Here is a 16,872-nt window from a genome sequence, read left to right on the forward strand (position 1 = left end):
CCGGCGGGCAGGCTCCAGGATGATCGGGGCCCAAAGGGATCTCACCTGGGGTGGGTGGTCGAGTTGGGTGATCATCCCGTCGCCTGCGGTTTGTGCATATCACTTTGACCCAGAGCCGCAAGCTTTGATCTTTCGGCCGCCGGACCCGGCGCATGTTGCGGCCCTGGCTCAAAGTGATCCACCGGTTTCAGGCGACGGGATGATCACCCAACTCTGGGGTTGCTGCGCAAGAGCCCCCTCCCGCTGCGCGGAAGGGGGCTCCTCGCCTCTCCTTTACTGTCCTGTGTACAGCAGGGCGTTGGGGCTGCCGCTGCCTGCGTTGGTAACCTTGCCGGTCGTCGCCGCGGCGACGAGGGCGTTGCGGACCGTGGCCGGCGATGCGGTGGTGTGCGTCGCCAGGTAGAGGGCCGCTGCGCCGGTCACGTGCGGGGTTGCCATCGACGTGCCGCTGATCGTGTTGGTGGCCGTGCTGCTGCCGATCCAGTCCGACTTGATGCTGCTGCCGGGCGCGAAGATGTCGAGGCAGCTGCCGTAGTTGGAGTAGCTGGCCCTGGCGTCACTGCTCGTCGTCGCTCCGACGGTGATCGCCTCGGCCGTGCGGGCCGGGGACGTGCTGCACGCGTTCGCACTGTCGTTGCCCGCTGCCACGGCGAACGTGACGCCTGCGGAGATCGCGTTGCGCACCGCGTTGTCGACCGCCGTGGACGCGCCGCCGCCGAGGCTCATGTTCGCCACCGCGGGTTTGACCGCGTTCTGCGCGACCCAGTCGATCCCCGCGATCACGCCGTCGTACGTGCCCGAGCCCGAGCAGTCCAGCACCCGCACCGCGGTCAGCTGCACGCCCTTCGCCAGACCGTACGTGCTGCCGCCGACCGTGCCGGCGACGTGCGTGCCGTGGCCGTTGCAGTCCGTGGCGTTGCTGTCGTTGTCCACGAAGTCGTACCCCGATTTCGCCCGCCCACCGAAATCGCTGTGGGTCAGGTTGATGCCGGTGTCGATGATGTACGCGTGCACGTTCGACGCGGTGGTCGAGTACGTGTAGCTGTTGTCGAGCGGCAGGTTGCGCTGGTCCACCCGGTCCAGGCCCCATGACGGCGGGTTCGACTGGGTCGCCGTGATGTGGAAGGTCCGGTTCTGCTCGACGAACGCGACCGACGGGTCCGCCGCGATCCGCTTCGCCTGGCTTTCGCTCATCGTGGCCGAGTAGCCCTTGAGCGCAGCCGAGTACTTCTGGTGCACCACACCGCCGAGCTTCGCGGCCAGCGCGTCGACCGGCGACGCGGTGTCCTTCAGCACGACGATGTAGCTGTCCTTGACGGCGTCGGCACCGCCGGCTCCGACGACGGTGCCTTCCTTCGCCATCGCGGGGGCGCTCGTGGCGACCGCCGCGATCGTCGCCACGGCGGCGGCGAGGCCGACGGCGGCGAGTGGTCTGCGCTTGTTTCCGGTGGGGGTTCGCACGGCAGACATTCCTCCTTGGCAGGGCCGGACCGGTAAGCACTCACCGGTCCGCAAGGGGTGAAAAACGTTCACATCGTGAACGCCTTGCCGAGCGTAGAACCGCCGTTCAGCGTGCCGGAAGAGCCTGCACCCGAACAGCCCCTGACTAAAGTAGGACCGATTTCCACCCAGCTCAGACGGTGATCGCACCAGCCACAGTGGAGCTTGACCGGCCGAACGGCCGCCGCCGAAAGTAGGGCGTCAGCCGCGTCCTTCGATCACGTCGAGCACCTGCCGCGCCGTCACCACGCCGACCACGCGCCCCGCGTCGTCGACCACGACCCCGAGCCCGGAGGGCGAGGACAGGGCCGCGTCCAGCGCACCGCGGATCGCCGTGCCCCGCTGGTACAGCGAACCACCGGCCACCAGGTCCGACTCCGCCAGCGGACCCTCCACAGTGGAATCCGGGGCGAGCCAGCCACGCGGCTCGCCCTGGTCGTTCACCGCGAGCCGCCAGTCGCCGACCGGGCCGGAAAGCGCTTCCCCCAGCTCGATGGTCGCGACGTCCTTGACCTCGACCCCACTGGCGTCCACAAAGGACAACCCACGGTATCCCCTGTCACGCCCCACGAAGGACGCGACGAAGTCGTCCACCGGGTGCCGCAGCACGTCGGCGGGCGTGCCGTACTGCGCGAGCTTCCCGCCCACGCGCATCACCGCGACCTTGTCCCCCAGCCGCACGGCCTCGTCGATGTCGTGCGTGACGAACACGATCGTCTTGCCCAGCCGAGACTGCAGCCGCAGCAGCTCGTCCTGCAACCCCTCCCGCACGATGGGATCGACCGCCGAGAACGGTTCGTCCATCAGCAGCACCGGGGAGTCCGCCGCGAGCGCCCGCGCGACGCCGACGCGCTGCTGCTGCCCGCCCGACAGCTGCGCGGGATAACGCTTCCCCAGCTCCGCGGGCAGCCCGACGGTTTCCAGCAGCTCCGCCGCCCGGTCACGGGCCTTCCGCTTGCCCCAGCCGGACAGCAGCGGCACGGTCGCGACGTTGTCCAGCACCGTGCGGTGCGGGAAGAGGCCGGCGTTCTGGATGACGTAGCCGATCCCGCGCCGCAGCACGGGCGGGTCGGACTCGCGCACGTCCTTGCCGTCGAGCAGCACCGTGCCCGACGTGGGCTCGACCATGCGGTTGATCATGCGCAGCGAGGTGGTCTTGCCGCACCCCGACGGCCCGACGAACACCGTGATCGTGCCGTCCTCGACGGTCAGGCTCAGGTCGTCGACCGCCACCGTGCCGCCGGGATACCGCTTCGTCACACCCCGGAACTCGATCCCCACACCAGCCTCCTGTCTGCCGAACGACCGGCCTCCACACGGGAGACCGGTCGTTCCCGCACAGAGCCTAGCCCGCGACGCCGTCCTCCACCGCCGCCTTCGCGACGGCGGCGGCGACCTCGGGCGCCACGCGCGGGTCGAGCGGGCTCGGCACGATCCGGTCCGGGCCGAGGTCGTCCTGCGCGACGGCCACGATCGCGTCGGCCGCGGCCAGCTTCATGTTCTCCGTGATCGCCCGCGCGCCCGCGTCGAGCGCGCCGCGGAACACGCCGGGGAAGGCGAGCACGTTGTTGATCTGGTTCGGGAAGTCGCTGCGGCCGGTGGCCACGATGGACGCGTACCGGGCGGCCACCGCGGGGTGCACCTCCGGGTCCGGGTTGGACAGCGCGAACACGATCGCGTCGTCGGCCATCGTGCCGAGCAGCGACTCGTCGATCGTCGCACCCGACAGGCCGAGGAACACGTCGGCGCCGCGCAGCGCCTCGGCGAGCCCGCCGGTCAGGCCCGCGGCGTTCGTCGTCTCCGCGAGCTGCTCCTTCACCGGGTTCAGCCCGGCGCGGCCGCGCGACACGATGCCCTTCGAGTCGAGCACCGTGACGTCACCGATCCCGGCCTCGCGCAGGATCTTCGCGCAGGCCACGCCGGCGGCACCGGCACCGGAGACCACGACGCGCTGGTCAGCGATGTCCTTGCCCAGCACGAGGTTCGCCCCGCGCAGCGCCGCGAGGGTGACGATCGCGGTGCCGTGCTGGTCGTCGTGCATGACCGGGCAGTCCAGCGCCTCCTTGAGCTTGTCCTCCAGCTCGAAGCAGCGTGGCGCGGAGATGTCCTCCAGGTTGACGGCGCCGAACGACGGGCGCAGCCGCACCAGCGTCTCGACGATCTCGTCCACGTCGGTCGTGTCCAGCACCAGCGGGATCGAGTCGAGCCCGCCGAACGTCTTGAACAGCACCGACTTGCCCTCCATGACGGGCAGCGACGCGCTGGCGCCGATGTCGCCGAGGCCGAGCACGGCGGTGCCGTCGCTCACCACGACGACGAGCCGGTCCGCCCAGGTGTAGCGCTGGGCGAGCGAGGCGTCCTCGGCGATGGCGCGGCTGACCTTCGCCACACCGGGGGTGTAGGCCACCGACAGGTCGCGCGGCCGGGAGATCGGCCGGGTCGCGGCGACGGCGAGCTTGCCGCCCTCGTGCCCGGCGAAGATCTCCGGGTCGGTCACGGGCGACTCGTCGTTGTCCTCCATCGCCTTCCCTGTCGTCTGAGCTTGGGTCATGGTCTTCAATCCCTTCCCGGGACTGCGAGCGAGTGTGAAACGGGCCCTGCTGCTCGGCAGCCCGGCGCGGTGGCGCCGCCTACCGGCCAGGCGTCCGGACGGGGCCGTCCCAGCCCTTGGTGAGGCGACGGCCGCGGACGCGGCGGTCCCCCCAGTCTGACAGGCCGGGTGCCCCTCCTGTCGGGCAGGTGCGGCTCACGTCACAAAAATTGCTGGTCAGCGGCGGTATAACAAGACGTCCGTCCGGCTTGGGAGGTGCGCCCTAGTATTTCTTCCCATGAAGGTGCGCGAGCTCGCCGTGAAGGACGCCTACGAGTTCACCCCCCAGCGGTTCCCCGACCAGCGCGGCCTGTTCGTGGCGCCGTTCCAGGAGCCGGCGCTCGTCGAGGCGGTGGGGCACCCGCTGCGCCTGGCCCAGACCAACCACAGCGTGTCCCGCCGCGGCACGATCCGCGGCGTGCACTTCGCGGACACGCCGCCCGGCCAGGCGAAGTACGTCTACTGCCCGAGCGGCGCGCTGCTGGACGTGATCGTCGACCTGCGGGTCGGTTCGCCGACGTTCGGCCGGTGGGACGCCGTGCGCCTGGACTCCGTGGACTTCCGCGCCGTGTACCTCGCCGAGGGCCTCGGTCACGCTTTCGTGGCGCTGGAGGACGACACGGCCATGGCGTACCTGTGCTCGACCGGGTACAACCCGGGCGGCGAGCACGGCATCACCCCGCTCGACCCAGCGCTGGAGCTGCCCTGGCCCGACGACATCGAGCCGATCCTGTCCGAAAAGGACACCTCCGCCCCGACGTTCGCCGAGGCGGAGGCGGCCGGCCTGCTGCCCAGCTACGAGGCCTGCGTGGCGCACTACGCCACGCTCAGGTGAGGTCCTCCGCCAGCACCCGCTCGATGTTGCGCTCGGCGAGCGCGGTGATCGTCACGAACGGGTTCACGCCCGTGCTGCCGGGGATGAGCGAGCCGTCCGTGACGTAGAGGTTCCGGTAGCCCTTCACGCGGCCGTAGAGGTCGGTGGCCTTGCCCAGCACCAGGCCGCCCAGCGGGTGGTAGGTGAACCGGTTCTCGAAGGCGCGGGTGTCCCCGAACAGGTCGTAGCGGTAGATCGTGCCGTTCACCGAGTTGATCCGGTCGAACAGCTGCTTCGCGGCGTCGATCGAGGGCTGGCCCTGCGAGATCTCCCACTGCAGCCGGGCGGAGTCGCTCGCGGCGTCGTAGGTGAAGTAGCCGCGCTCGGGGTTGCGCGTGATCGCGAGGTACAGGCTCGCCCACGTCTCGATCCCGGCGGGCACGGGCGCGATCTCCGCGAACACCGGGTACTGCGGGTCGTCCCACGCGTCGATGCCCAGCGCGGGCATCCCGGATTCGAGCGCGCCCACCGCGTCCCACATGTGGTTGGCGCGGCCGAGCATCACGTTGCCGTTGGTGCCCCAGCCCTGGCCGACCGAGTCGGTGAGCTCGGGCAGCTTGCCGGTCTCGCGGGCCCGCACCAGCAGCTCCGTCGAGCCGAGGCTGCCCGCGCCGAGGAACAGGTACTTCGCAGCGAGCTGCTTGACGGCGAGGACGTTGCCGTCCGGGTCGCTCTGCCGCACCGTGAGCACGTAGGTGCCGTCGGGCTGCTGCGCGATGTCCCTGACCTCGTGCAACGTCCGGATCTGCACGTTGCCGGTGCCCAGCGCGGCGGCCAGGTAGCTCTTGTCCAGAGAGCGCTTTCCGTGGTTGTTGCCGTAGATGACCTCGGACGCCAGCGCCGACCGCGGCACCTCACCGGCCTCCTCGCGGCGCATGTAGTCGAAGTCGTACACGCTGGGCACGAACGTCGTCGCCAGCCCGGCGTTGTGCGCGTGCTTGCGGGAGACGCGGGCGTACTGGTAGCAGTCGCAGCTCTCGAACCAGGTCGCGTCGACGCTGTTGGTGCCCAGCCCGGCGTTCGCGCGCGGGTAGTACTTGCCGTACATCTCGTCGGCGTCCACCTGCGGCAGGATTTCCTCGAAGTACCACCGCTTCGGCACCACCGCCATCGCGCCGTTGACGAGCGAGCCGCCGCCGACGCCCCGGCCCACGTACACCGACATGTCGCCGAAGTGCACGCGGTCGAGCACGCCCGCGTACGGGTCGATGTTGCGGTTGGCCAGGTCCAGCCAGAGGAACGACGCGAGCGGCGCCTCGGTGCGCTTCTTGAACCACATCGCGCGCTTGTCGGGGTTGAGCATGTCCGGGAACACCTTGCCGTCGCTGCCCGGCGTGTTCCACAGCTGCCCCATCTCCAGCATCACGGTGGGGATGCCGGCCTCGCCGAGCCGCAGCGCCGTGACCGCGGCGCCGTAGCCCGTGCCGATGATCACGGCGGGCGAGAAGTCCCCGGCAGCCGAAGCCCGGCCGGGGAGGGAGATCGTGGTGAGACCAGCCGCGGCGGCGGAACCGAGCGCGGCCGCACCGAGAAAACGCCTGCGGGACAAGGAACGGGGAGACATGCCGCGAACCCTATTCCGGATCCCCGACTTTGTAAACGGCGTTCACTAGTCCCTTCGGGGAATGTTCAGGGCTTCCCCCGATACCGGTCGCGGCCACACTCGGAAAGACTCCCGGCATGACGTTCCTCGCACTCGCGGCCGCGGGCCTGACCGCGCTGTCCGTCGCCCCCGCCCCGCAGGCGCAGTTCGACTTCACCGACTGCCCGGCACTGCCCGCCGCGGCCGACCCGAGCCAGTGGCGTTGTGAAGTCCTTGTCTCGCAGGCGAAACTGTCCTTCGGCCGGGTTACGGACCTGGATCTGGGCACGATGCGGCTCACGTTCGCCGAGGGCACGCTGGACGGGCAGTACGCGCAGGTGTTCGGCGCGCTGCGCGACGAACCGACGCGGATACCGAACCTGCCCGGAGTCGGGCTCCGATTGCGTTATGCCGGATATTCCGACTTCCACTCGACGCCGGAACGCAAAGGCGCGATCGATTTGACGGCCGCATTCGAAGGCCCGCTGCTCGGCCGGGCGTGCGCGAGCACGCCGGTGCACTCGGTGCTGCGGGCCGACGGGCCGACCGAGGTCGTGTCCACCGACCCGCTCACGCTGCGCTTCAGCACCACGGACTCCCAGCTGACCCTTCCCGCGACCACCGGCTGCGGCCCGCTCGGGCGGCTCCTCGACCACCGGCTCGGGCTGCCCTCCAGCGGCGGCTACCAGCAGACCACCCACGTCCAGCTGCGCTCCTACTAGCCCTTCTTCCTGGTCACCCAGATCGTGATCGTGGCGGTGACGACGGGTTCGCCGCGCGTGTCGCTGATCGTCACGGGGACGGGGAGTTCGAAGCCCTCGTCCCCGAACTCGGGCAGCTCCGGCAGTTCCGCGACCGCGCGCAGGCTCGTCTTCGCCTTCGCCACGTACGAGACCGTCATCCCCTTCGGGAGCCAGCGGTGCGTGTCCGGCACGGTCGCCTCGGCGAGCATGCCCATGGCGATCTCGGCGAGGTTGCATGCCGCTATCGCGTGAAAAGTGCGGATGTGGTTGTGCACACCCCACCACTTCGGCGCGGTCACCTCGCAGTAGCCCGGCCGCAGCTGCCGGACGGTCGGCAGCACGGTGGAGAAATAGGGCGCACGCAGGCACACCGCGGCCGAGAAGAGCCGTTTCCCGCCCGGCAGGCCGGCCAGTTTCGACCACATCGCGAACGTCCGAGTCACGACTCCTCCTTTGTTACCCGTCAGTAGCAAAGCAGACCGCTTGCTATGTTCGCAAGCGTGGACCACGAGCTCTTCCTCCTCCGGCACGGCCAGACCGAGTGGTCGGTCAACGGCAGGCACACCGGCCGCACGGACATCCCGCTGACCCCCGCCGGGGAGAACCAGGCCCGCGCGGCCGGGCTCACGCTCGGCACGCTGCGCAAAGGGCCCGCGCTCGTGCTCAGCAGCCCCCGGCAGCGGGCCGTGCGGACGGCGCAGCTGGCGGGCCTGGTGGTCGACGAGCAGACCGAGGACCTGGCGGAATGGGACTACGGCGAGTACGAGGGCGTGACCACCGCCAAGATCCGCGAGACCGTGCCGGACTGGACCGTCTGGCGCGGCCCGATCCCCGGCGGGGAAAGCAGTGCCCAGGTGGCGGCCCGGGCCGATAGGCTGCTCGCGCGGGTGCGTGCCGCACTCGCCGACACCGAGGTCATCCTCGTCGGGCACGGCCACTTCAGCCGGGTGCTGGTGGCCCGCTGGCTGGGGCTGCCCGCGTCGGCCGGAGTCCACTTCGGACTCGACCCGGCCGGTGTCTCGGTGCTCGGCGACGAACGGGGCGAGCCCAAGATCGAGCACCTCAACATCCCGCCGTCCTGAGAAGGTTCCCTTGGCCGACAGCCGCATCCGCCGCGTCCGAGAGTCCGATGTAGACACGCTCGTCCAGCTCGTGCAGGACCTCGCCACCTACGAGAAGGCGCCGGCGGAGTGCCGGCTGACGCCCGCCAAGCTGCACGAGGCGTTGTTCTGCGAGTCGCCCGCGCTGTTCGGCCACGTCGCCGAGCAGGACGGCGAGATCGTCGGCTTCATGCTGTGGTTCCTGAACTTCTCGACGTGGCGCGGGGTGCACGGCATCTACCTCGAAGACCTGTACGTGCGCCCCGAGCTGCGTGGCTCCGGTCTCGGCAAGGCACTGCTGGCCACGCTGGCGCGCCTGTGCGTCGAGCGCGGCTACGCGCGGCTGGAGTGGTCGGTGCTGGACTGGAACCCGGCGACGGGCTTCTACAAGTCCCTCGGCGCCGTGCCCATGGACGAGTGGACCGTCTACCGGCTCACCGACACGGCGCTGGACAAGCTGGCCCGCACGGTTTCCTGACCCCTCGCTGAAGACGCGGGCCGCGTCGACGCCCGCGCCCCCTTCCTGCGCGCTTGACGCCTTAACAAAGTTAAGCCATCCTGGCCGAGTCAGCTTAACTTAGTTAAGGGAGAAGCTCGCATGATCCTCTCGGTCCACCAGCGCCTGGCCACGTCAGGCGCCCGTGCCGCCCACGTGTTCCGGATCGGCGACCGGCTGCACCTCGTCGTCCCCCAGCTCGCCGAAGACGTGCCAGGGCGGCCCGCCGACATGCAGGGCGGCAACGGCGACACCGACGCGCTGCTCTACCGGTGGGAAGGCGGGCAGTTCACCGAGGTGGACCGCCTGGCCGCCCCGAGCGGCGAGGACGCGCTGACCTTCCGCAGCGGCGGGAGGACCTACCTGGCCTTCGCCAACCTGCGCACCGGGCAGGGCCCCTACGAAACCAACGTCAACTCGCTGATCTACCGCGAGGAGGACGGGAAATGGATCCTCGACGAGACCGTGCCCACCTTCGGCGCGAAACAGTGGCACCACTTCTCGACCGGGGACCGCGAATTCCTGGCACTGGCACAGGGGCTGATGATTCCCGGCATTCCGCTTTCACCGCAGGGCCACGGGCGCTCGGTCATCTTCGAGCGCGTCGACGGGCGGTGGCAGGAATTCCAGGTCCTCGGCGGCCGCTTCGGGTACAACTGGGCCCACTTCGAGATCGGCGGGCACCATTTCCTCGCTTACGCCGACCAGCTTTCGCCCAGCGTCGTCTACCGCTGGGACGGGAATTCCTTCATCCCCTACCAGACGTTCGCCGAACGGTTCGGCCGCAGTTTCCTGCACTTCTCCCAGGACGACGGCGAGTGGCTGGCCTTCGCGTGCATCACCGGCGAATCGACGCTCTACCAGTGGAACGGTGAACTCTTCGAGCCCCGCCAGTCGCTCGGCGGCGCCGGCGGCCGCGAGTTCGAGCTCTTCCGCCACGGCGACGACCTGTTCCTCGTCCGGATCTGTTTCGTGCAGGGCATGCCGCCCTCTCCCAAAACCGATCTGATGTCGCAGCTGTACAAGTGGGACAACGGCGGGTTCGCAGTGGTCGAGGAATTCCCCACGTTCGGCGGAACCGCCGCGAGCTACTTCGAAGCGGACGGCAGGAGTTTCCTCGTCGTCGCCAACAGCCTCACCCCGGACGTGCGGTTCCGCCAGGACAGCGTCGTCTACGAACTCGCATTCGACCACGCCTGAAAGAGGAGAAAATCCGATGCGGTACCAGCCCAACCCGCACTTCATGCGGCTTTTCGAACTGTTCACCTCGGCCCCGGGCAGCATCGGCCAGAACCTGCAGCGGCAGCTGGGCGAGGCCCACTCCGACACCCCGCTGCTGGTCGCGACCGGCACCGATCTCGTGCTGTTCCCGGGCGGCGGACGACCGCCCACGTCGGTCGACTTCCGCAAGGGCACGCGGGGGTTCTTCGAGATCACCGCGATCTCGCACCTCGGCCTCGCGATCCCCTACCTCGCCCGGCTGCGCGAACTCGGCCACCCCACCTGGGAGAACGACGCCAGGGAGCTGATCGCGCAGTGCCGCGTCGTCCAGGAGCACAACAGCGTCTCGTACTGGCGTGACGAGGTCGCGGTCGACGCATGGCGGGGGCACGAGGAGAAGATCACCGACCTGGTCGACTACACCTGTGCGGTGACCGCCGACTACCTGGAACGCGCGCTGGAGAACCCGGAGCTCCTGGACTTCGCGTACCTGCGCGCGAACCTGATCGAAGGCGACGGACCCGACGCGATCCCCGTGTCGTTCAACGACATGATGGCGGCGACCTTCGCCCTCTCGGCACTGGACTCGCTGCACCGGTCGCTGAAGTGGATCAACGAGCAGCCCATCGACTGGGCCCGGCTGATGGTGCTCGTCGTGGGTACCGCCGGACGCCCGAGCGCGGGCCTGACCTGGCAGAGCAACAACGTGTGCTCGCTGCTCCACGAAGCGTCCGGCCGGAAGCTCGACCCGGCCCGGCTGATCATCGCCCCGGCTGCGCCGGCCATCGACCTCGAGCAGCTCGCCGACAACGGCTACCGCGCCCGGATCGAGGGGCTGTACCGCAAGTTCTGGTACAGCTGCCTGTCTTCGGTGGAGATGAGCCGGCTCCTGTGGCCGGACTACCCGGCCTTCGAGAAGAGGATCGACCAGGCGCCCGTGGTCGACGCCGACACCGAGGTGGTCAACGCCATGCCGGTGGTCCGGTCGGTGGACGACAAGCGGGCCATCGTGACCCGGCTCCGCTACGTCATGGAGGACCCCGGCGCCCAGATCGCGACCGCCGGCGTCCAGTTCGTGCTCGACCAGCTCATCGCCAACGGGAACCAGCCCGAACTCGTCGAACTGCCCGGGTTCACCGGCACCACCTATCCGGCCGCATCGGTGCGCCTCTGACGAACCAGGCGCTATTGGTCCCGCTCCCGCTGGGCGGCGCGGCCCTCCAGGCCGCCCCGCTCCGCGGCCTCCTCCTCGGACTCGCCCGGCTGCTGCCCGAGCGCCCACGCGCGCGAGGGCTGCCGGAACAGGAGCACGATGACGGCGATCCCGAGGAGGATCACCGGCACGCCCGGCCCCGGCTGCCCGGACGGTCCGGTCAGGTACCAGCCGACGCCGATGGTGATGAGCGCGATCACCACGCCGGGCGAGCGCGCCCACGTGTGCCCCAGCGCGAGCCCCGCGGCACAGGCCAGCACGGCGAGCGCGAACACCACGTAGAAGCCCGCCTCGGCGAGGACGTTGTTGCGGGGCGCGTCCGAGGCGCCCGGAGCGGCGAGCAGCAGCACGGCGAGCACCAGCAGGCCCAGCCCCGGCAGCGCGGTGGCGAGCCCCGCGAGCCGGACCTCGCGTGGCGCCGGAACGATCTTGTCCTTGATCGGCACGGGGGAATTCGCCTTCCACCTGCGGTTGGTGACCTTGCGTGAGCACTTTCGATGGTATGCCACCCGGTCGGCCGTTTTCGAACCGCGGGCGGCCGGGTCAAGATCTGTGTGTCGTCGGCGAGCGGGCGGTCGGCCCGGGTGCACTTGTCACGACGAACGGCACCGCGCGAGCGATGGGAGGTTGCCCGGCACTCGGATCGGTTTCCCGTGACTTGCGGCTCCGCGGCCCGCCAGTGCCCGGCGGTTGACCTACCCTGCGGTGGTGCGCGCGATTCTCGTCGTCAACCCGAAGGCCACGTCGACCACGGCGGGCGGCCGCGACGTGCTCGCCCATGCGCTGGCGAGCCAGGTCAAGCTCGAGGTGGTCGAGACCGACTACCCGGGCCACGCGCTCGCGGTGGCGCGCGACGCCGCCAGGGAGGGCGTCGACCTGGTCGTGGCGCACGGCGGCGACGGCACGGTCAACGAGGTCGTCAACGGCCTGCTGGCCGATGGCCCCGGCGAGACGTCCGCGCTGGGCGTCGTGCCGGGTGGCTCCGCGAACGTGTTCGCGCGTGCGCTCGGGCTGTCGAGGGATCCGGTGGAGGCCACGCACCAGCTGCTGCGCGCCATCGAGGGCGGGCACAGCAGGTCGGTGGGGCTCGGCCGGGCCGATGAGCGCTGGTTCACCTTCAACGCGGGGCTGGGCTGGGACGCCGACGTCGTGACGGCCGTCGCGGACCGGCGCGGCAAGCAGACGAACGCGCTCCTGTATGTCCGGTCGGCCGTGGCCTGTTACTTCCGGCCCCCGAGCGGGCGCGAGCCGCTGACGGTGCACGTGCCGGGCGAGGAGCCCGTCGAGGTGCGCACGGCGTTCGTGTCCAACACCGATCCGTGGAGCTATCTGGGCGCGCGCCCGGTGCACCTGAACACGGGCACCTCGTTCGAGACGGGGCTGGGCCTGTTCGCGTTGCGCGCGCTGAACCTGCCGACCGTCTACCGGCACGTGCGGCAGGCGCTGCGGGCGGAGGCGAAGCACCGGGGGCGGCGGCTCGTGCGGTTCGACGATCTCCCGGAACTGCGCATCGAGGCTTCGCGGCCGGTAAACTTCCAGGTGGACGGCGATCCCGTCGGCCGGCGGACCAGGGTCGAGTTCACCAGCGTCCCACACGCGCTGACGGTCCTCGTCGGCGGGTGAGCGCCCGTGAGGTGATCGTTCGCGGCAAAGTGCAACTTGCCGCTCATCGACGCCAGGGCCCCGCTCACCGCACGGTCCTTCCCCCCGTAACTCTGTTTCGGAGAGAAACCGCAGGTCAGCGCGGTCGCCCGACCAGGTGAGCTGACTCACCGATCACGGAAAAACCCTTGTCGAAAGCGGTGCTTCGTGAAAGCATTCACAAGCACCCAAAAACACGACCGCCATGACGACTGTGGCGCAGCACACTGCGCCCTTAGAAGGAGCTCACAGAAATGGACTGGCGCCACGACGCTGCCTGCCGCGACGAGGACCCGGAGCTGTTCTTCCCCGTGGGGAACAGCGGTCCCGCTCTGCTGCAGGTCGCCGAGGCGAAGGCCGTATGCCACCGCTGCACCGTTGCTTCCGACTGCTTGGCCTGGGCTCTTGCCAGCGGCCAGGACGCCGGCGTGTGGGGCGGTATGAGCGAGGACGAGCGTCGCGCCCTCAAGCGTCGCCGCGCTCACATTGGCACGCGTAGCAACGCCTGACAGCCACGATACGGCGCGGCTTCGCGGACCCCGGCACCGGGTCCAGCGGAAGCCCGCCAGGGGCCTTCGGGTCCACCCGCAAGACGCTGCAGAGGGCCGGTACCCCCTATCCGGGTACCGGCCCTCTGGCGTGTCCGGAGGCGCTCTTCAGGGCCGCCCCGCGATGCCCGAAGGGCAAGCCAGGGACGCAATGCCGAAGGCGAGCCGTCCCGTACCCGGTGAGCTGGGTGGTCATCCCGTCGCCTAAGGGCGCCTCGATAGCCCTCAACCAGGCGACGGGATGGCCACCCCGCGACCCCCCACCCAACAGGCAGCCGACAACCTTCCCCCGTCATCCCGGAGCCAGCCCGTCCGGCGAGGACAAATCCCTGAAGCCAGGCCACCTCGAAACGGCACCCGGCAAGGCTCCCAACCCCGGCACGAACCAGCCGCTCAAGGGGACCGTGCCGCAGTGCCTGCCACACCCGCACGCCGGACACACCAGGTCACCGTGTCGGACTGGCGCTCCCGAAGACCGTCACAACCGGCGGCTCAGCGGGATCCGCAGCGCGGCCTCGGTCCCCCGGTTGTCACCCTCCCGGAGCCGCTTCAGCGACAGCGACCCCCGCAGCTCGGACTCGATCAGCGTCCGCACGATCTGCAGCCCCAGCCCGTCCGCCCGCTCCAGCGAGAACCCCGACGGCAGCCCGCGCCCGTTGTCCCTGATCAGCACGTCCAGCCACCGCGCCGACCGCGACACCGCGATCTCCACCCGGCCCGGCCGCCCGTCGGGGAAGGCGTGTTCCACCGCGTTCTGCACGAGCTCCGCCAGCACCATCACCAGCGGCGTCGCGATCTCGGCCACGACCACGCCGAACGAACCGGTCCGCTTGATGCTCACCCGCGACTCGGCCGTGGCGACCTCGCCGACCATCGGCAGCACCTTGTCCAGCAGCTGGTCCAGGTCCACCCGCTCGTCCACGGACACCGAAAGCGCCTCGTGCACCATCGCGATCGACGAGACCCGGCGCACCGACTCCGTCAGCGCCAGCCGGGCTTCCTCGCTGTTCGTGCGCCGTGACTGCAGCCGCAGCAGCGCCGCTACCGTCTGGAGGTTGTTCTTCACCCGGTGGTGGATCTCCCGGATCGTAGCGTCCTTCGACAGGAGCGCGCGGTCACGCCGCTTCACCTCGGTCACGTCCCGCACCAGCACGAGCGCCCCCGCGGGCTGCCCGTGCGGCCGCAACGGCAGCGCACGGAACAACACCACGGCCCCGCGCCGCGAATCGGCCTCGGTGCGGCTGCCCGGCTTGCCGTCGAGCGCGTCCAGGATCCGGTGCGCGACCTCCGTGGCGTCGAACGGGTCGCGGATCAGCGAACGCGTCAACGGCGCCAGCCGCGTGCCCACGAGATCCGACTCGTGCCCCATCCGGTGGTACGCGGACAACCCGTTCGGGCTCGCGAACACCACGTTGCCCTGCGCGTCCAGCCGGATCAGGCCGTCACCGACGCGCGGGCTCGTGTGCACGTCGCTCTGCGAGTCCGGGCTCGGGAACGTGCCATCGGCGATCATCTGGCACAGGTCGCCCGCGCTGCCGAGGTACGCGACCTCCAGCGGGCTCGGTACGCGCGGCGCCGCCAGGTTCGTCTCGCGGCTGAGCACCGCGATCACCTTCCCGCCGAACGACACCGGCACCGCCTCGCGGCGCATCGGCAGGTCCCGGTACCAGTGCGGGTCCTCCTCGCGGTAGATGCGCACCTCACGCATCGCGCGAGCCAGCTGCGGGTGCTCCTCGACGGTGAACCGCGTGCCGACGACGTCCTCGGGGTGCGCCGTCGGCCCCGTCGTGGGCCGGGCCTGCGCGACGCACACGAAGTCGCCGCCCTGCGCGGTCAGCTCCTTCGAGACCGGCACCCACAGCAGGAAGTCCGCGAACGACAGGTCCGCGAGCAGCTGCCACTCGGCCACCACGGCCTGCAGGTGGTCGACGGCTTCACCCGGCAGGCCGGTGTTCTCGGCGAGCAGGTCGGAAAGTGTGGACATCGCTTCCATACAACCAGAGCGGACCGGGTCGGCACAGCCCGGATGCCGCCTGCCACACTGGTAGGAGCAAGCAACACCCGAGGAGCAGACACATGTCGAAGCGTGCCCGTAAGCGCCGCGACCGCAAGAAGAACGGCGCGAACCACGGCAAGAAGCCCAACGCCTGAGCAGCGGGCAAGCGAAAGGCCCCGGCGAAACCGCCGGGGCCTTTCCGCGTCACAGACTCAGTCGTGCCGCTCGATGCTCACCTCGGTGCGCTCGACGGTCACCCCGCCGCTCACCTGCACCGTCTTACGGAACGACGCACGCAGCTTCTGCTTCAGCTCCGCCGGCGCCAGGTCACCGCCGCACTTGCGGGCGAGCAGCTGCTTGATCGCCTCGTCGATGCCGTACTCCTCCAGGCACGGAGGGCAGTCCTCGATGTGCCGCCGCAGCTCCGCGTCCCGCTCCGGGCTGCACTCGCGGTCCAGGAGCAGGTAGATCTCGGCGAGCGCCTCCTCGCACTTGACCTCGTCCTTGCCGGACTCGGGCTCACTCGGTGTCACTGCGCCACCTCCTGCTGAGCACTCCGGATGAAGCCACGCTCACGCGCGACGTCGGCGAGCAGGTTCCGCAGCTGGGCGCGGCCGCGGTGCAGCCGGGACATCACGGTGCCGATCGGGGTGTCCATGATCTCGGCGATTTCCTTGTACGCGAAACCCTCGACGTCGGCAAGGTAGACCGCCAGGCGGAACTCCTCGGGCAGCTGCTGCAGCGCCTGCTTGACGTCGCTGTCCGGCAGCCGGTCCATCGCCTCGACCTCGGCGGACCGCAGCCCGCTCGACGTGTGGCTCTCCGCCTGGGCGATCTGCCAGTCGGTGATCTCCTCGGTCGGCTGCTGCACGGGCTGCCGCTGACGCTTGCGGTAGCCGTTGATGTAGGTGTTGGTCAGGATGCGGTACATCCAGGCCTTGAGGTTCGTGCCCTCCTTGAAGGAGTTGAACGCGCCGTACGCCTTGAGGTAGGTCTCCTGCACCAGGTCCTCGGCGTCGGCCGGGTTGCGGGTCATCCGCATGGCCGCCGAGTACAACTGGTCCAGCAGCGGCATCGCGTCGCGCTCGAAGCGCTCGGCGCGCTCGTCGGCCTGCTCCTGCCCGGTGGCAGCGGCAGACTCGGGTGTCGCGTCGTTCGGCGTGCTCGGCAAACCTTTCCCTTCCCCGGAAGCGTAGGACAGCTTCGAGGATACGCGGGGGCTTCTGGCCTGGCCGGGCACGGCGGGCCGACCGGGGCGGGTGACGTCCCCCTGGACCCTGCCGACAGGACGAGCAAGCTTCGTCATCACACCCCGCATAACGGCTCCACCCCGGATGTCATTCCCCGTTCGGCGTAGTGATCGCCTAG

Annotated in this window: 18 protein-coding genes; 9 read left to right on the forward strand and 9 right to left on the reverse strand. The window is 70.0% G+C overall.

Annotation, left to right across the window (positions count from 1 at the left end; all coding sequences use genetic code 11):
• Window positions 1-273 precede the first annotated feature (273 nt).
• The 3 genes from ABFX51_RS34085 to ABFX51_RS34095 form a co-directional block, all read right to left on the reverse strand.
• Complete coding sequence (locus ABFX51_RS34085) at window positions 274-1,470, reverse strand: S8 family peptidase (protein WP_346056222.1); 1,197 nt, start codon at window positions 1,468-1,470, stop codon at window positions 274-276.
• A gap of 231 nt (window positions 1,471-1,701) precedes the next feature.
• Entirely contained in the window at window positions 1,702-2,781 is a 1,080-nt protein-coding gene (locus ABFX51_RS34090; protein ID WP_346056223.1) for an ABC transporter ATP-binding protein, read from the reverse strand.
• A gap of 64 nt (window positions 2,782-2,845) precedes the next feature.
• Window positions 2,846-4,051: an NAD(P)-dependent malic enzyme gene (locus ABFX51_RS34095; RefSeq protein WP_245783457.1), complete on the reverse strand. Its 1,206-nt coding sequence runs from the start codon at window positions 4,049-4,051 to the stop codon at window positions 2,846-2,848.
• 277 nt (window positions 4,052-4,328) lie between these two features.
• On the opposite strand from ABFX51_RS34095, the gene ABFX51_RS34100 reads away from it, so the two are divergent.
• Window positions 4,329-4,925 (forward strand): dTDP-4-dehydrorhamnose 3,5-epimerase family protein, encoded by a 597-nt coding sequence (locus ABFX51_RS34100; protein ID WP_091517253.1) that lies wholly within the window; start codon window positions 4,329-4,331, stop codon window positions 4,923-4,925.
• Here the strand turns inward: ABFX51_RS34100 and ABFX51_RS34105 are convergent.
• Complete coding sequence (locus ABFX51_RS34105) at window positions 4,918-6,528, reverse strand: GMC oxidoreductase (protein WP_346056224.1); 1,611 nt, start codon at window positions 6,526-6,528, stop codon at window positions 4,918-4,920. The genes ABFX51_RS34100 and ABFX51_RS34105 overlap by 8 nt on opposite strands.
• A 116-nt stretch (window positions 6,529-6,644) precedes the next feature.
• Between ABFX51_RS34105 and ABFX51_RS34110 the strand changes: the two genes are divergently transcribed.
• On the forward strand, window positions 6,645-7,268 hold the full coding sequence (locus ABFX51_RS34110; protein ID WP_346056225.1) for a hypothetical protein: 624 nt from the start codon (window positions 6,645-6,647) through the stop codon (window positions 7,266-7,268).
• Here ABFX51_RS34110 and ABFX51_RS34115 read toward each other — a convergent pair.
• Window positions 7,265-7,714, reverse strand: coding sequence for a hotdog fold domain-containing protein (locus ABFX51_RS34115; RefSeq protein WP_346056242.1), 450 nt, complete (start codon window positions 7,712-7,714; stop codon window positions 7,265-7,267). The two genes, ABFX51_RS34110 and ABFX51_RS34115, sit on opposite strands and share 4 nt — an antisense overlap.
• A 75-nt stretch (window positions 7,715-7,789) precedes the next feature.
• Between ABFX51_RS34115 and ABFX51_RS34120 the strand changes: the two genes are divergently transcribed.
• The 4 genes from ABFX51_RS34120 (at window position 7,790) to ABFX51_RS34135 (ending at window position 11,280) form a co-directional block, all read left to right on the forward strand.
• The gene (locus ABFX51_RS34120) at window positions 7,790-8,371 is read left to right on the forward strand and encodes an acid phosphatase (RefSeq protein ID WP_346056226.1); all 582 of its coding nucleotides are present in this window, start codon (window positions 7,790-7,792) and stop codon (window positions 8,369-8,371) included.
• A 10-nt stretch (window positions 8,372-8,381) separates the two neighbouring features.
• Window positions 8,382-8,867: a GNAT family N-acetyltransferase gene (locus tag ABFX51_RS34125; protein WP_091513812.1), complete on the forward strand. Its 486-nt coding sequence runs from the start codon at window positions 8,382-8,384 to the stop codon at window positions 8,865-8,867.
• Between the two features lie 120 nt (window positions 8,868-8,987).
• Entirely contained in the window at window positions 8,988-10,085 is a 1,098-nt protein-coding gene (locus ABFX51_RS34130; protein WP_346056228.1) for a hypothetical protein, read from the forward strand.
• A 16-nt stretch (window positions 10,086-10,101) separates the two neighbouring features.
• On the forward strand, window positions 10,102-11,280 hold the full coding sequence (locus ABFX51_RS34135) for a DUF5624 domain-containing protein (protein WP_091513808.1): 1,179 nt from the start codon (window positions 10,102-10,104) through the stop codon (window positions 11,278-11,280).
• 11 nt (window positions 11,281-11,291) lie between these two features.
• Here ABFX51_RS34135 and ABFX51_RS34140 read toward each other — a convergent pair whose 3' ends face one another.
• Window positions 11,292-11,765, reverse strand: a complete 474-nt coding sequence (locus ABFX51_RS34140; RefSeq protein WP_091513805.1) for a hypothetical protein — start codon at window positions 11,763-11,765, stop codon at window positions 11,292-11,294.
• 262 nt (window positions 11,766-12,027) lie between these two features.
• Between ABFX51_RS34140 and ABFX51_RS34145 the strand changes: the two genes are divergently transcribed.
• Together ABFX51_RS34145 and ABFX51_RS34150 are read left to right on the forward strand one after the other, a co-directional pair.
• Window positions 12,028-12,942: a diacylglycerol/lipid kinase family protein gene (locus ABFX51_RS34145; RefSeq protein ID WP_091513843.1), complete on the forward strand. Its 915-nt coding sequence runs from the start codon at window positions 12,028-12,030 to the stop codon at window positions 12,940-12,942.
• 272 nt (window positions 12,943-13,214) lie between these two features.
• Window positions 13,215-13,469 (forward strand): WhiB family transcriptional regulator, encoded by a 255-nt coding sequence (locus tag ABFX51_RS34150; RefSeq protein WP_091513803.1) that lies wholly within the window; start codon window positions 13,215-13,217, stop codon window positions 13,467-13,469.
• A gap of 517 nt (window positions 13,470-13,986) precedes the next feature.
• Here ABFX51_RS34150 and ABFX51_RS34155 read toward each other — a convergent pair.
• Entirely contained in the window at window positions 13,987-15,492 is a 1,506-nt protein-coding gene (locus ABFX51_RS34155; protein WP_091513800.1) for a sensor histidine kinase, read from the reverse strand.
• A 92-nt stretch (window positions 15,493-15,584) separates the two neighbouring features.
• Between ABFX51_RS34155 and ABFX51_RS39740 the strand changes: the two genes are divergently transcribed.
• Window positions 15,585-15,659 carry a 50S ribosomal protein bL37 gene (locus ABFX51_RS39740; RefSeq protein ID WP_098515123.1) on the forward strand — a complete coding sequence of 25 codons (75 nt, stop codon included), beginning with the start codon at window positions 15,585-15,587 and terminating at the stop codon, window positions 15,657-15,659.
• A 57-nt stretch (window positions 15,660-15,716) separates the two neighbouring features.
• Here the strand turns inward: ABFX51_RS39740 and rsrA are convergent, their stop codons facing one another.
• Window positions 15,717-16,037, reverse strand: a complete 321-nt coding sequence (gene rsrA, locus ABFX51_RS34160; protein WP_091513798.1) for a mycothiol system anti-sigma-R factor — start codon at window positions 16,035-16,037, stop codon at window positions 15,717-15,719.
• A complete protein-coding gene (locus ABFX51_RS34165; RefSeq protein ID WP_177228909.1) occupies window positions 16,034-16,675 on the reverse strand; it encodes a sigma-70 family RNA polymerase sigma factor in 642 nt (213 codons plus the stop codon). Before ABFX51_RS34165 ends, rsrA begins: the two co-directional genes overlap by 4 nt.
• Window positions 16,676-16,872: the final 197 nt, after the last annotated feature.

Origin of the sequence: Amycolatopsis dongchuanensis (assembly GCF_039542405.1) — a bacterium.
GTDB classification, from domain to species: Bacteria; Actinomycetota; Actinomycetes; order Mycobacteriales; family Pseudonocardiaceae; genus Amycolatopsis_E; species Amycolatopsis_E sacchari.

Coding starts and splice junctions, on each gene's coding strand:
- ABFX51_RS34085 (WP_346056222.1), bottom strand. CDS start 1,470: ATGTCTGCCGTGCGAACCCCCACCGGAAACAAGCGCAGACCACTCGCC.
- ABFX51_RS34095 (WP_245783457.1), bottom strand. CDS start 4,051: ATGACCCAAGCTCAGACGACAGGGAAGGCGATGGAGGACAACGACGAG.
- ABFX51_RS34100 (WP_091517253.1), top strand. CDS start 4,329: ATGAAGGTGCGCGAGCTCGCCGTGAAGGACGCCTACGAGTTCACCCCC.
- ABFX51_RS34105 (WP_346056224.1), bottom strand. CDS start 6,528: ATGTCTCCCCGTTCCTTGTCCCGCAGGCGTTTTCTCGGTGCGGCCGCG.
- ABFX51_RS34110 (WP_346056225.1), top strand. CDS start 6,645: ATGACGTTCCTCGCACTCGCGGCCGCGGGCCTGACCGCGCTGTCCGTC.
- ABFX51_RS34115 (WP_346056242.1), bottom strand. CDS start 7,714: ATGTGGTCGAAACTGGCCGGCCTGCCGGGCGGGAAACGGCTCTTCTCG.
- ABFX51_RS34130 (WP_346056228.1), top strand. CDS start 8,988: ATGATCCTCTCGGTCCACCAGCGCCTGGCCACGTCAGGCGCCCGTGCC.
- ABFX51_RS34135 (WP_091513808.1), top strand. CDS start 10,102: ATGCGGTACCAGCCCAACCCGCACTTCATGCGGCTTTTCGAACTGTTC.
- ABFX51_RS34150 (WP_091513803.1), top strand. CDS start 13,215: ATGGACTGGCGCCACGACGCTGCCTGCCGCGACGAGGACCCGGAGCTG.
- ABFX51_RS34155 (WP_091513800.1), bottom strand. CDS start 15,492: ATGTCCACACTTTCCGACCTGCTCGCCGAGAACACCGGCCTGCCGGGT.